15 protein-coding genes are annotated in these 13,844 nt (G+C 36.1%); 5 read left to right on the plus strand and 10 right to left on the minus strand.

What is annotated here, in order from left to right:
• Window positions 1-28 precede the first annotated feature (28 nt).
• Window positions 29-784 (minus strand): DUF481 domain-containing protein, encoded by a 756-nt coding sequence (locus G525_RS0110035; protein WP_027126060.1) that lies wholly within the window; start codon window positions 782-784, stop codon window positions 29-31.
• A 197-nt stretch (window positions 785-981) separates the two neighbouring features.
• On the opposite strand from G525_RS0110035, the gene G525_RS0110040 reads away from it, so the two are divergent.
• Window positions 982-2,268, plus strand: coding sequence for a citrate synthase (locus G525_RS0110040; RefSeq protein WP_027126061.1), 1,287 nt, complete (start codon window positions 982-984; stop codon window positions 2,266-2,268).
• A gap of 64 nt (window positions 2,269-2,332) precedes the next feature.
• Complete coding sequence (locus G525_RS0110045; protein WP_027126062.1) at window positions 2,333-3,247, plus strand: dimethylarginine dimethylaminohydrolase family protein; 915 nt, start codon at window positions 2,333-2,335, stop codon at window positions 3,245-3,247.
• A gap of 95 nt (window positions 3,248-3,342) precedes the next feature.
• Here G525_RS0110045 and G525_RS0110050 read toward each other — a convergent pair whose 3' ends face one another.
• The 6 genes from G525_RS0110050 to rsfS form a co-directional block, all read right to left on the minus strand.
• On the minus strand, window positions 3,343-3,609 hold the full coding sequence (locus G525_RS0110050; protein ID WP_027126063.1) for an acyl-CoA-binding protein: 267 nt from the start codon (window positions 3,607-3,609) through the stop codon (window positions 3,343-3,345).
• The gene (locus G525_RS0110055) at window positions 3,606-4,259 is read right to left on the minus strand and encodes a phosphatidylserine decarboxylase family protein (protein ID WP_027126064.1); all 654 of its coding nucleotides are present in this window, start codon (window positions 4,257-4,259) and stop codon (window positions 3,606-3,608) included. The genes G525_RS0110050 and G525_RS0110055 overlap by 4 nt, the downstream gene beginning before the upstream one ends.
• Window positions 4,260-4,271: 12 nt before the next feature.
• Window positions 4,272-5,084: a phosphatidate cytidylyltransferase gene (locus G525_RS0110060; RefSeq protein ID WP_027126065.1), complete on the minus strand. Its 813-nt coding sequence runs from the start codon at window positions 5,082-5,084 to the stop codon at window positions 4,272-4,274.
• 78 nt (window positions 5,085-5,162) lie between these two features.
• Window positions 5,163-5,768 (minus strand): LUD domain-containing protein, encoded by a 606-nt coding sequence (locus G525_RS0110065; protein WP_027126066.1) that lies wholly within the window; start codon window positions 5,766-5,768, stop codon window positions 5,163-5,165.
• A 108-nt stretch (window positions 5,769-5,876) separates the two neighbouring features.
• Window positions 5,877-7,895 (minus strand): ATP-dependent zinc metalloprotease FtsH, encoded by a 2,019-nt coding sequence (gene ftsH, locus G525_RS0110070; RefSeq protein WP_027126067.1) that lies wholly within the window; start codon window positions 7,893-7,895, stop codon window positions 5,877-5,879.
• A 10-nt stretch (window positions 7,896-7,905) separates the two neighbouring features.
• A complete protein-coding gene (gene rsfS / locus G525_RS0110075; RefSeq protein ID WP_027126068.1) occupies window positions 7,906-8,277 on the minus strand; it encodes a ribosome silencing factor in 372 nt (123 codons plus the stop codon).
• Between the two features lie 95 nt (window positions 8,278-8,372).
• On the opposite strand from rsfS, the gene G525_RS0110080 reads away from it, so the two are divergent.
• Entirely contained in the window at window positions 8,373-9,104 is a 732-nt protein-coding gene (locus G525_RS0110080) for a biotin--[acetyl-CoA-carboxylase] ligase (protein WP_027126069.1), read from the plus strand.
• Here G525_RS0110080 and G525_RS0110085 read toward each other — a convergent pair.
• Both G525_RS0110085 and pyrE read right to left on the minus strand, forming a co-directional pair.
• On the minus strand, window positions 9,101-9,496 hold the full coding sequence (locus tag G525_RS0110085; RefSeq protein WP_027126070.1) for an SRPBCC family protein: 396 nt from the start codon (window positions 9,494-9,496) through the stop codon (window positions 9,101-9,103). The genes G525_RS0110080 and G525_RS0110085 overlap by 4 nt on opposite strands.
• 84 nt (window positions 9,497-9,580) lie before the next feature.
• Window positions 9,581-10,225: an orotate phosphoribosyltransferase gene (gene pyrE / locus G525_RS0110090; protein WP_027126071.1), complete on the minus strand. Its 645-nt coding sequence runs from the start codon at window positions 10,223-10,225 to the stop codon at window positions 9,581-9,583.
• A gap of 125 nt (window positions 10,226-10,350) precedes the next feature.
• Between pyrE and G525_RS0110095 the strand changes: the two genes are divergently transcribed.
• Window positions 10,351-10,932 (plus strand): NUDIX hydrolase, encoded by a 582-nt coding sequence (locus G525_RS0110095; protein ID WP_027126072.1) that lies wholly within the window; start codon window positions 10,351-10,353, stop codon window positions 10,930-10,932.
• 89 nt (window positions 10,933-11,021) lie between these two features.
• Here G525_RS0110095 and G525_RS0110100 read toward each other — a convergent pair whose 3' ends face one another.
• Window positions 11,022-12,755, minus strand: coding sequence for a M14 family metallopeptidase (locus G525_RS0110100; RefSeq protein ID WP_027126073.1), 1,734 nt, complete (start codon window positions 12,753-12,755; stop codon window positions 11,022-11,024).
• 102 nt (window positions 12,756-12,857) lie between these two features.
• On the opposite strand from G525_RS0110100, the gene ctlX reads away from it, so the two are divergent.
• A complete protein-coding gene (gene ctlX, locus G525_RS0110105) occupies window positions 12,858-13,793 on the plus strand; it encodes a citrulline utilization hydrolase CtlX (protein ID WP_027126074.1) in 936 nt (311 codons plus the stop codon).
• The last annotated feature ends 51 nt before the right edge of the window (window positions 13,794-13,844 follow it).

The raw sequence follows: 13,844 nt of genomic DNA on the forward strand, positions 1-13,844 counted from the left end.
AGAAATTCTACAAATCAAATCCAAATTTTTAGAAAATATAGAGAAGTCCATTTGTTAATTCGTACTGGGTTTTTGGGATGCCCTCAATTGGGAAAGCATCAAAATTATAGGTGAATGTCGTTTTTAACGCTAATGATTCGTAAATCTTTAGCAAGAGAGAGCTCTCGTTTGAAAATCTAAAATCTTTGAGGAGCTCAAAACTTGGTTGATAATAGGAAGTACTTATGATAGAAAGATTATCTGTGGGATACATACTTAATGAAAAATAAACACTTCCACGGATATCTTTTTGAATTCGGTCTTCCACGATTGGAGATGCTTTTTCGTGTTCGATCATGACTAAAGTTCCAAGATAAAAGCGGTAATCATCATTGGAATTAAGTTTAAAGCGTGGTCCTAAACCGATAAGACCTCTGTAGTCAATTTCAGAAATAGCATCATATTGCACCTGCACAAAACCTTCCATTTTAATTTTCGGAGTAATTCTATAGTTGTACCTAAGATGTTGAATCCCTTTATTGACAAAAGAGCTACCTGCTACTTTTTGAAAATTTATTTCATTTACAATAAGCCATAATTCAAACTCGTTTTTATACTGGACATGGGCCTTAGTGCCAATTCTAAAAAGCGAGTTTTTATTTTTTATAATGCTGAAGTCCAGACCGGCAGCCCCTGTCCAACTTATGGAGTCAGTAGACTTTCTAAAGCTTTCTATATTAATTACTTGTGCGCTAGCGAGAGTGGTGAGAAGGAATAAAAGTACTGTTAAAAATGGTATGTTCATTGATTGGATTTTTTATAGAAAATCTTTTTACAATTTTACCGTAAATATTAGAGATTAGACGGCTTATTCTATATCGATTTTATTAATACCAAAATTGTTAAAACCATTGTAAACTTACTTCATTAGTAATCATATATTTTGTAAATTCGTAACATCTTTTTCAGATACAAAATTCAAAATAAAAATTTACTAAAGATATGTCAAAAACTGCTACGCTAGAAATAAACGAAAAAAAATATGAATTTCCTCTTATTGTGGGAACCGAGAACGAGGTTGCCATTGATATTAGCAATTTAAGAAGCACCACAGATAGTGTCATTACACTTGATCAAGGTTATAAAAACACGGGGTCTTGTGAAAGTGCCATAACTTTTTTGGATGGTGAAAAAGGAATTTTAAGATATCGTGGGTATTCGATTGAGGAATTAGCTGAAAAAGCAGATTTTCTTGAAGTAGCTTTCTTGTTAATTTTTGGTGAATTGCCAACGAAAGAGCAATTGACTAAATTTCATTCAGATATCAAAGCGCAATCCGTAGTTGATGAAGATATTCGCAAAATAGTTGATGCCTTTCCTAAATCAGCACATCCAATGGGTGTTGTTGCATCGTTGACTTCTGCTTTAACAGCTTTTAATCCTTCTTCTGTCAATGTGGATTCTGAAGAGGATATGTACAAAGCCATTGTTAAAATCCTGGGTAAATTTCCTGTACTTGTGGCATGGACCTTCAGAAAAAAACACGGATTACCGTTTGATTATGGTGATAAAAACTTAGGTTATGTTGAGAACATTCTTAAAATGATGTTCAAACAACCCAATGAAGACTATAAAATGAATCCCATTGTATTGAATGCTTTGGATAAACTATTGATTCTTCATGCTGACCATGAGCAAAACTGTTCAACATCTACTGTAAGAATAGCTGGGTCATCCCACGTTGGTTTGTTTGCTTCGCTTTCTACAGGTATTTCTGCACTTTGGGGACCACTTCACGGTGGTGCCAATCAAGCAGTATTGGAAATGTTGGAAGGAATCAATGCTGATGGTGGTGATACTGATAAATATATGGCAAAAGCCAAAGACAAGGCAGATCCTTTCCGTTTGATGGGCTTTGGACATAGAGTTTACAAAAACTTTGACCCTAGAGCAAAAATCATTAAAAAAGCGGCGGATGAAGTGTTGAATGATTTGGGTGTGGAAGATAAAATCCTTGAGATTGCCAAAGCTTTAGAAAAAGAGGCGTTACAGGACCCATACTTTGTGGATCGCAAGCTATATCCTAATGTTGATTTCTATTCTGGAATTATTTATAGAGCCATGGGAATACCTACAGATATGTTCACCGTAATGTTTGCATTGGGTCGCTTACCTGGTTGGATTGCCCAATGGAGAGAAATGAGATTGAATAAGGAACCAATAGGTAGACCAAGACAGATTTATGTTGGTGAAACTTTAAGGCCATTTAAAACTATTGAAAAGCGTTAAACGAGATAGATTAATACAAAAGGGCTTCATTTTTTAAGATGAAGCTTTTTTTATACATTATAACATGCTAAAACTGAATATTAATAACGAAACATCAAGGCTAAGGGCCGTTGTCCTAGGTGCCGCCATTAGTAATGGACCAACTCCTAAAATAGAAAACGCTTATGATCCAAAATCCTTAGAGCATATCAAAGCCGGAACTTATCCGATAGAAGAAGATATGGTGCTGGAAATGGAGGCAGTAGCCAAAATTCTTGAGAAGTATGATGTCAAGGTTTTTCGCCCAGATCAAGTCAAGGACTATAATCAGATTTTTGCTCGAGATATTGCTTTTGTTATTGATGATGTCTTTATTAAGGCCAACATTCTTCCCGATAGAGAAAAGGAGTTAGATGCTATTAAATGTGTTATAGATCAAATTGACCCAGAAAAAGTCATTCGTCCGCCCAAGGAAGTACATATTGAGGGTGGTGACGTTATGCTATGGAAGGATTATATCTTTATAGGTACTTATAAGGGAAGTGATTATAGTGATTATATTACAGCCAGGACCAATTTAGAAGGCGTCAATTATATAAGGGAATTGTTTCCGAATAAAATAGTCAAAGAATTTGATCTGGTAAAATCTAGAATTGAACCGAGAGATAATGCGTTGCACCTTGATTGTTGTTTTCAACCCGTAGGAAAAGATAAGGGGATCATTTATAAAAGTGGGTTCCGGGAAGAAAGTGATTATATGTACCTCGTAGACTTATTTGGAAAAGAGAATTTGTTCCACATCACACGCGAAGAAATGTACCATATGAATAGTAACGTATTCTCTATTTCGGAAAACGTGGTTATTTCAGAACAGAATTTCACACGTTTAAATACTTGGCTGCGTGATCATGGTTTTACCGTAGAAGAAGTGCCTTACGCCGAAATAGCAAAGCAGGAAGGCTTATTACGCTGTAGTACAATGCCTTTGATCAGGGATTAATTGAGATATAAGGTGTGAAATGCATGTGGGCTTAATGTTCAGAGTTTAGAGCATAGAGTTAGAAAAGTTTAAAATTTAGACTTTGAACTTGAAAATTATTTCCCGTACAGAAAATAATTATTGACCAAATCAATATAGATGCGTTTGGCCTCGTCTGGTGTAACACTTTTTACTTGAAAGAGAGCGTTCGTCTTGAACGCAGTTATAATAGGTTTCTTTCCTTTGGGACTCTTGTAGTTGTTAGTCGCCTTTTTGTAATAGGCGTAGAGCCTAAGCAACAAATCGGCAGGAAAAGGCTCCGTGTAACTGTTAATGCGTTCTACAGCCTCGTAAAATTCAATATCTAAGTTATCTGAAGTCATTTTGTTTCAGCAATAATACTCACACCACCTTTAACTTTTTGATTGAGCGTCACTTTAATATCGGCATCTAAAGGTAGAAATAAATCTACTCTCGACCCAAATTTTATAAATCCTGAATCTGCCCCTTGTTGAATCTCATTGTCTACTTGAGCATAATTAACGATTCGTTTTGCTAAAGCTCCCGCAATTTGACGATATAAAACCTTTCCAAAAGTTTTATTTTCAACCACAACTGTGGTGCGCTCGTTTTCTTCACTGGCCTTTGGATGCCATGCCACCAAGTATTTACCTGGATGGTATTTACTAAAAATCACTTTTCCGCCAATAGGGTAACGCGTAACATGAACATTGATGGGCGACATAAATACCGACACCTGAATGCGTTTGTCTTTAAAATATTCTTTTTCAAAAACCTCTTCAATGACTACAACCTTCCCATCAACCGGAGAAAGTGCATGATGGTCATGAAGTGTTCCAATGCGTTTTGGATTTCTGAAAAATTGAAGAATAATGATGAAAAATGCTAAAACAACAAGCATTAAAGTGGTTCTTAGCCATGCTAATGCTACAAAATAATCAATAGTCATGATGGCTATTACAACTATTGCAATAGAAAACATTACTATTTTATGGCCTTCTTTATGAAACATATACGGACAATCTTAGGATAATAATCTTAAAAATAAATATAAAAATGGAGCAGCAAAAATAATACTATCTAACCGATCTAACAAGCCACCATGCCCCGGCATGATTACGCCACTGTCTTTTACTCCAGCCTGTCTTTTAAACTTAGACTCTATCAAGTCTCCCAGCGTGCCAAAAACACTTGCGATGACGCTCAGGATAAGCCAATTTGTAAAACTTAAAGTTCCTGTAAATGTAGCAATAAAATAACTGGCGACACAGGCAAAAAATAAACCACCCATAAATCCTTCAACGGTTTTCTTAGGTGAGATGCTTGGAAAGAGCTTTTGCTTCCCAAAATTTTTCCCAATCAGATAAGCCCCCGTGTCATTGACCCAAATTAATATAAACACGCCAAGCAATAACAATGGTGTAAACTCTTTATTATTATTGGCAATCAATATTAAAAAGATAAAGGCACTGGTAAGATAGAACGTGGTAAGTATAAATCGTTTGGATTCAAATAATGGAATTGTTTTTTCAGAAAACAAATCCTTGATTAAGAAAAGTTGTACGAAAATTGTTAAAACCTGGAGGATTTTTACGGTTTCATTAAACCCTAAATCGGTTTCAGGGATAAGGCACCAAATACTAAAACCAAGATACATGATTGTAAAAACGATATAAGGCGCTTTACTTTTTAATTGGATGAGCTTTTTGAATTCTGCCATACAGATAAGCCCAAACACAAAGAAAAGGATGACCAGCATATATCGCCAATAAATGGATAATATCAGCAATGATATATAGATAGCCCCAGAAATGGCTCTTGTGCTAAATTCTTTCATCCGTGTTTGCGGTTATTTCTAATGACAGATGATATCTTTTAAATAAACTTCTGAACATCGATTAAAATAAGGGATTCATTATAAATCTTCAAGTAGCAGCAAATATAGGTTTTTTGAGCTACTTCCATATGTAAGAAAGTCTTTATCTTCTAAAGCCTTGAAATGTTTGATGGTAGTAATATTGGTTGGAATTCTCTCTTTGTTCTTGTTTTTGATGCCTCTTAGACCCTCACCAATGTTTTCGACAAATTGGCTGGTTGTGGCGTAGATCACGAAATTTGGAGGGAGTTCTCGTAGCTTTTTTTCAGCAATTTGGTTTGAGGAGATCAATAGTGAGCCATCATCTGCTATTAAATATTCGCAAGTAGACAGAAAGTATTCGCTTTCAGAAGAGGCTCTCGTGGTTTTCAGGTCAAAGTCTTTAAATAATTCTTTAAGTCTAGAATCGAGCAGAAAGACATTCTTGTCTTCCCAATGGTTTTCTTCAAGAATATGCTTTAAGGTTCTGTAAATTTCTTCCATGTTTTCACAATACAGAAACTTACCTCCATTAGCTTTAAAATTTATAGTAAATTTTTCGTCAATAGGTAGCTTGATTTCAGGCATGTATTTGCCTCTCTCTTCGCTTTTTATGGTATCTTCTGGCTTACTTTTTAAGCCGAAAATTTTACGAAATAGACTCATGTAACGGTGCTATTAACCTGATTTTACTAATGATTTCATCAAATATAAAAAAACTTAAATTAACATATGATTAATTTAAGTTTTTTATATGAATTTTGAAATTCGAATTTATTTTAACGACTCATCTTTTTTCACCTCTTCAACTGGTGCTTCGATGACTTCAATTTCAGGGTCTGGTTGTTTATCGTTCTTTGAACGTTCCAAGACGTCTTTATCAAATAGTCGCTTCCCAAAAATGCGTTCGAGGTTGTCTTTAAAAATGACTTCTTTTTCGAGTAGTTCTTCTGCTAATTCAGTTAATTTATCCTTGTTCTCTTCAAGAATTCTTATGGCACGGGCATATTGTTCTTCTATGATAACAGAAATCTCTTCATCAATCAGTTCAGACGTTTTCTCACTATATGGTTTTGTAAATCCGTATTCAGATTGTCCTGAGGAATCATAATAGGTCAAATTCCCAACTTTTTCACTCAGACCATAAACAGTGACCATGGCACGCGCTTGTTTGGTTACTTTTTCCAAATCGCTTAAAGCACCTGTGGATATTTTATCAAAAATCACCTTCTCAGCGGCTCGACCACCAAGGGCAGCACACATTTCATCCAGCATTTGCTCTGTTCTTACTATAAGACGTTCTTCTGGTAAGTACCAAGCAGCTCCTAAAGATCGTCCTCTTGGCACAATGGTCACCTTGACTAAAGGCGCAGCATGCTCGAGCATCCAGCTTATTGTAGCATGACCAGCTTCATGGAACGCCACAGCGCGTTTTTCATCTACAGTAATAATTTTATTCTTTTTCTCAAGACCTCCAATAATTCGGTCTACAGCGTCCAAGAAATCTTGCTTATTGACTGCTTTTTTACCTTTACGAGCAGCAATCAATGCGGCTTCATTACATACATTTGCAATGTCTGCACCAGAGAACCCAGGGGTTTGTCTGGCCAGAAAATCAATGTCTAAATCTTCAGCTTTTTTGATTGGTCTTAAATGAACCTCAAAAATCTCTTTACGCTCAACAATGTCAGGAAGGTCAACAAAAATCTGTCTGTCAAATCGACCAGCACGCATTAGCGCTTTATCTAAGATATCAGCTCTGTTAGTAGCGGCAATGACAATAACGTTGGTGTTGGTCCCAAAACCGTCCATTTCTGTCAGTAATTGATTTAATGTGTTTTCACGTTCATCATTAGAACCTGACATGGCATTTTTACCTCTCGCACGACCTATGGCATCAATCTCATCAATAAAGATAATAGATGGCGATTTTTCTTTAGCTTGTTTGAACAAATCTCTAACTCTTGATGCGCCAACACCCACAAACATCTCTACAAAATCTGAACCAGATAAAGAGAAGAAAGGAACCTTGGCTTCACCAGCAACAGCTTTTGCCAATAAGGTTTTACCTGTTCCTGGAGGTCCAACTAGCAATGCTCCTTTAGGAATTTTACCACCTAAGGAGGTGTATTTTTCAGGTGTTTTCAAGAAGTCTACAATCTCTTGGACTTCTTCCTTGGCGCCTTCCAAACCTGCAACATCTTTAAAAGACGTCTTAACGTCTGTGTTTTCATCAAACAATTTTGCTTTCGACTTTCCGATATTGAATATCTGTCCACCAGCACCACCCCCAGCGCCACCTGACATACGTCTCATGATAAATATCCAAACGCCTATAATTAATACAAAGGGCAACAAGCCTAAAAGGAAATCTCCCCAAACATTGTGCTCAGTTTCAAAAGTAACTTGAGTGTTGTTAAGATTGTTCTCGCTAATGATGTTTCTTATCTCTTCTTGAAAAAGAGCCAAATCTCCAAACTCAAATTTGTAATTTGGACTTGGCGTAACGGATGGTAATATGTTATTTGGTTTCGTCCCTTTATGGGTTTCTGTCTTTAAAGCTTCTTCAGTTAAATAAACTTTGGCTTCTCTATTGTTTACAATTTCTACTTTAGAGACATCGCCATTTTTCAAATACTCGAAAAATTGCGACGGGGTGGTGCTTTTAGCATCTTGTCCACCAAAACCTCCAGAGAATATTTGCACCGCAAAAAAGGCTGCAATCACCATTCCGTAAATCCAATACGGACTCAACTTTGGTTTTTTGTTTAAGTTTTTATTATCTTTTGACATTAATATTTTTTTAGTAACTAGTTTCTATAACGGTTGTTTTTGCGTCTCCCCAAAGGCTTTCAATATCATAGTATTGTCGAATGTGCTTTTGAAATACATGCACTACCACATTAACGTAATCCATTAAAACCCACTCGGCGTTCTCACTGCCTTCAACATGCCAAGGATGATCCTTAAGTGTTTTGCTGACTTTCTTTTGAACGGCGCTAACAATGGCGTTAACTTGTGTGTTTGAGTTGCCTTCACAAATAATGAAATAGTCACATACTGTGTTCTCAATTTCTCGAAGATCAAGTATTTTTATCTCTTTTCCTTTGACGTCTTCAATACCAGCTAAAATAGTGGTAATCAATTCGTCTGAGTTGTTATTTTCTTTCGCCATTAATTTAATTTAAATTTGTGCAAAGTTATTGTTTTATTTGTTCTTTTAAGTCCTAAAATCTCATAAGAAAATTATAAATTGTTTAAAGCTTGCACATGCGTATTATCAAACTTGATGCCATTGACTCTACCAACACTTACTTAAAGAAGTTGGCCGCTACGAGTAGTGTTGAAGATGGCCTTACCGTTGCAGCTAAATTTCAAACCCAAGGAAGAGGCCAAATGGGGACTGTTTGGGACTCTCAAGAGGCTAAGAGCTTAACCTTTAGCGTGTTTAAGGAGGTTTCTTTTGTGACTGTAAATCAGCATTTCTATATCAGTATTGCGGTATCTTTGGCTATTTATGAAGGTCTGAGCAGCTTAGGTTTAAAGGGGATTACAGTAAAATGGCCTAACGACATTTTGTCAGACAATAAAAAAATTGCTGGGGTCTTGATTGAAAATGTCATCAAAAGCAATGTTATTTCTGGTTCTGTAATTGGAATTGGCTTAAACGTCAATCAAACTGATTTTACAGATTTGCCATCCGCTACCTCTTTGTTGTTGCTTTCTGGACGGATTTATAATTTAGATGAAGTTCTTGATATCCTCTTAAAACAAATTGAAATTCAATTTAACTATTTAAAGAACAAACAATTTGAACTTTTGAAATCGAAGTATGAGTCTCACTTATTTAGAAAAAATAAGCCTTCAACATTTAAAAGTGCTGAAGGCGAACTGTTTTCAGGATTTATAACGGGTATTTCGGATATCGGACGACTTTTAGTTAAAGTAGAGGGCAACGCCATCAAGACTTTTGATTTTAAAGAAGTCGTTCTGATGTACTAAATTGATTTTGGCATGTTTTTCACCAAAGTTTCGATAAATTTTGAGATCGGTCCTTTAATCATCATTGCCATCATCGGGTTGAAATCGCCTTCAAAAGTCAATTTTACATCGCTTTGATTGGTGCCTGTTTCTTGAATATCTCCAATTAAGGAAAAATCTAATTTTCCACCGGCAGCACCAAGTACAATTTTATTTGGCGCAATGGCTTCTTTCTTTTTTAATATAATTTCTGGCATTCCTTTTAACGCGAACAAAAACTTGTCATCACCTAAGACTTCAAATTTACTGATGTTATCAGGCATTAATTGCTCAAAATTCCTGATATCTGATAGGAAATCAAAAATTTCTTGAGGGTTTTTTTCAACGGTTACTTTTGGAGATTCTAAATTCATTAGTGTATCTTGTTTTGTTGTTTGACTTTAAGTTTATTATAGTTGCTCGACTTAAGGTTAAACAACTTTTAAGCATTAAAATGTTCAAAAAGCATTCCATTCACTTGGATTGGCATTCCATTCTGCTAAAACAGTCTGTTCTTTAGTGGTTATGTATTTGGTGTCCAAAGCTTGTTCAAGGAGACAATCATAATTGCTAAGTGTGTCCAAGGTGATATTGGCTTCTTTGAAATTATTATTTGCCACTTCAAATCCGTAAGAAAAAATAGCGACCATTCCTTTAATGTTTACGCCGGCTTCTTCTAGAGCTTTGACGGCATTAAGACTGCTTTTGCCTGTACTGATCAAATCTTCAATGACGACAACATTCTGCCCTTTTTCAACGTGACCTTCAATTTGGTTTTGGCGGCCATGCCCTTTAGCTTCAGGTCTGACATAAATAAAGGGCAATCCTAAATATTCAGCGACTAATATACCAATGCCTATGGCGCCAGTAGCTACACCAGCAATTACGTCTGGTTTGCCATACTTTTGCTCAATATGCTTGGCCATCGTTTCACGCACAAAATTTCGAATTGGTGGATAGGAGAGAACAATACGGTTGTCACAATAAATTGGAGATTTCCAGCCGGATGCCCAAGTAAAGGGATTGTTTGGCTGTAGTTTGATCGCGTGAATCTGCAATAGCAGTTCCGCGGTTTTTTTAGCGGTTTGTTTATTGAAAATCATGATGCAAAATTACACAATTTTATAGATTTTAAATTTATAAAATTATTGAAAAAAAATTTTCAAAAAGTTCTCTGTCAATCAAAAAATCATATTTTTACAGATTCCACACTTTTATTAAAGAAAAGATGTACAAAGTTTTTGTTAATGATAAGCCGATTATTTTGACAACAGTAGTCAAAAAGGAAAAGCACTTTAAGAACTATTTAATGTGTACGGTGAATATTGGAAAGGTTATTCGAGAACTTAACGCTACCAATATTGAAGGTGTTCATCTTATAGGTAAAAATGAGGAGAAACTTTTAAAATCCTTTCTAAAAAAACTACCGAATGTGGTTGCGGGCGGTGGTAAAGTATTTAATGATAAAGGAGAGATCCTTTTTATCTACAGAAACGATAAATGGGATTTGCCAAAAGGAAAGATAGAAGGTAAAGAGAGTATTGAGGAGACTTCTTTACGTGAAGTCGAAGAAGAAACTAAGGTCAACGGTCTAAAAATTGTCAGACCCTTAGAAACTACCTATCATATATTTAAGCGCAACGGCAGGCATCAATTAAAAATTACCTATTGGTTTGAAATGACCTCTTCGTATAAAGGTAAATTGGAGCCTCAGGAAGACGAGGGTATCACCAAAGTAGAATGGCTGAATCCAAAACAGATCAAGAAAGCCATGGAGAATTCTTATGCCAATATTAAGATCTTAGTTTGACCCGATTCTATTTCCAATTTCTACATTTTTTGATAGAGATGTTTACCGCCAAATTTAAGATAGGTTATTTCCATAGCTACTTCTCAAACTCATTTTACTCTATAAATAGGATACTGGAGATGTGCTTTTTCATAATTGGGGCTTTGTTTGTGCAACCAATCCAATTGGGCATACCAGTTTTTTGAAAATTCAGGTTCCGCACTCTTTTTCTCCTCGAACTTTCTTTTTAATGTGTTATTTTTCATTAATAGGTCTTCTGCCATATCTTCCCAGACATAAGGCGAGAAACCTTCTTTCTGTTGTAGGATAGTATCGAAGAAATTCCAGTTAAAAAATGAATCTGGAGCCTGTGGCTCTAGGGTTTCCAGTAAATATCTAAAAGCTATCTGATCTGTTAAAATATAATAATCACCTTTTTTAAAGGAGATATCTTGCGTTGTGGAGATGACATTGGTGTTGTAGTGTTGATAATGTCCTTCATACGCTTGATTTCTGGTTTGATAGCTATCAATTTTATAGCTTTCAACTGAAATAGTGGAGTCTTTTTCTAAAATCTTCATTTCTACGTGATTTAATTTTAATAAATCAATGACGTTCCACCAACCTTGGGGAATAATGTAGGCTTTTGGTATAGAGACTTCTGAAGTTGGTCTGAAATAATTTTGATAAGCAACTTCTTTTGTAAATGGTTTGCTTCGATCAAATTTCAATCGATTGCCTCCGGTAATAGTACTTGGAATCATCTGTCCTTCATAACCTTTGAATTTTAGAATCGAAGATTTTGTAGTGTCCACCGCCCAGTTTAATGGATAAGTTTTGGCAGTTAAAAATTGTTTGTTGGCATTAGCGCGTAGATTTTTTATTTTCTCATGATCAGTTTCCATGATGTCCAACATGGCTTTCATCAGCTCATAAGTCCCTTCCACACGAGGTTTGTAGGGTTTGAGCATGTGCGTTTCCACCATCATTCCTAAGGTGTTGAAAAGTGAAGTATAGCCTGTGGAGTAGCGCGGAGAGTCATTGAACTGACTAAAGCCAGCTTCAGGAACTTCATTAAAAACATTGACATATGGAGTAATATCCCATTTTTTAGCGGCCAATTTTTGCTCCAGACCCGGCATCATTTCTGTGTGAAGGTAATTTCCTAAATCACCACCTAATTTATTGTGTTGTGTAAACAGGTGGGTCAAGGTATATTGGTAATCCGCGCCATTGCTCACATGGTTGTCAATAAAAACGGCAGGTTGTACCAAATGGTATATTTGGTTGAAAGTCCGTGCGTTTTTGGTGTCCGCTTTAATAAAATCACGGTTTAAATCATAGTTTCTCGCATTTCCTCTAAACCCGTATGCTTCAGGACCATCCTGATTGGTGCGTGTGGTTGAATTTCTAATTAAGCTGCCACCAACATTGTAAATGGGAATGGTCACCAACACCGTGTGTTTTGGCATTGTTATTTTGCCATGTGCCAAATCTCTGAATAAAAGCATAGTGGCATCAATGCCATCCGGCTCTCCTGGGTGGATTCCGTTGTTGATCAGCATAATTTGTTTTGTGGTTCTGATAGTTTCAAAGTCGAAAACTTTTTCCGCATTAAAAGTAACTACATGCAGAGGTTTTCCGGAATCCGTCATGCCTATGCTATCCAGATTGATTTGTGGAAAGGTGTCGGCTAAAAGTTGATAATAAGCAATCACTTCGTGATAGGTGCCCGTTTCAAGTCCGTTGGACTTTTCAAAGACCGTCAAAAAATCTTGGGTTGAATTCTTATTTTGGGCAATAAGAGAAAAACTTATTAAAAGGGAGAAAAAAAAGGTTTTCATTAGATGTTATTATCAATTAAAAACTATGCAGATATAATGGCACAATAGCTTCCAAATTTAATCAATTTAAACTAGATTTGCCGGCATAAATTTGACTTCAATATGCATCAAACTACAAATACAATATTAATGATTCGTCCCGTAAATTTTAGGATGAACGAACAGACTGCTGTTAATAATTATTTTCAGGAAGATCTAGATATTAAGAACTCTGAAATTAATAAAAAGGCGCAGTCTGAGTTTGATACTTTTGTTGATAAACTCAGAGCAGTGGGGGTGAACGTTATTGTAGAAGATGATGATAAAGTAAATGATACACCAGATTCTATTTTTCCGAACAACTGGGTGAGTTTTCATGAAAATGGTGACGTAGCGCTCTATCCTATGTTTGCAGAAAACAGACGTAAGGAACGACGTGAAGACCTTCTTGATCGTTTGGAGGAAGAAGGATTTGAGCTGAATGATATTATGGACTATACCAGCGCCGAAGAGGATCATTTCTTTTTGGAAGGCACCGGAAGTATCTTGATGGATCGTGTCAATAAAAAAGCATACTGCGCTTTATCTGCACGAGCGGATGAGGAGTTGTTTATAGAATTTTGTGAAGATTTTGATTATTTCCCAGTTGTGTTTACAGCGTATCAAACGGTAGATGACCAACGTTTACCAATATACCATACCAACGTCATGATGTGTATTGCAGAAACTTTTGCAATCATCAGTTTGGATAGTATTGACAATAAGAAAGAGCGTAAAAACGTGGTGGATCACCTTAAAAAAGATGGAAAGGAAGTTATCGCTATTACTGAAGCCCAAATGCACCATTTTGCAGGAAACATGTTACAGGTTAGGGGCGCAGATGAAAAACGCTATTTAGTGATGAGCAAAGCAGCGCATGACAGTTTAACAAGTCTGCAAATTGCAAAAATTTCTATGCATTGCGAAACTTTATTTAGTGATTTGGAGACCATAGAAACTTGTGGGGGTGGAAGTGCGCGTTGTATGATGGCAGAAGTGTTTTTGCCCAAAGCAGAATAAAGTTGCAATGTCATTAATGAATTTCTAATTTCGACTGTTGAAGTTTGAATT

The sequence above is a fragment of the Gelidibacter mesophilus DSM 14095 genome (genome assembly GCF_000423005.1).
Lineage (GTDB): Bacteria > Bacteroidota > Bacteroidia > Flavobacteriales > Flavobacteriaceae > Gelidibacter > Gelidibacter mesophilus.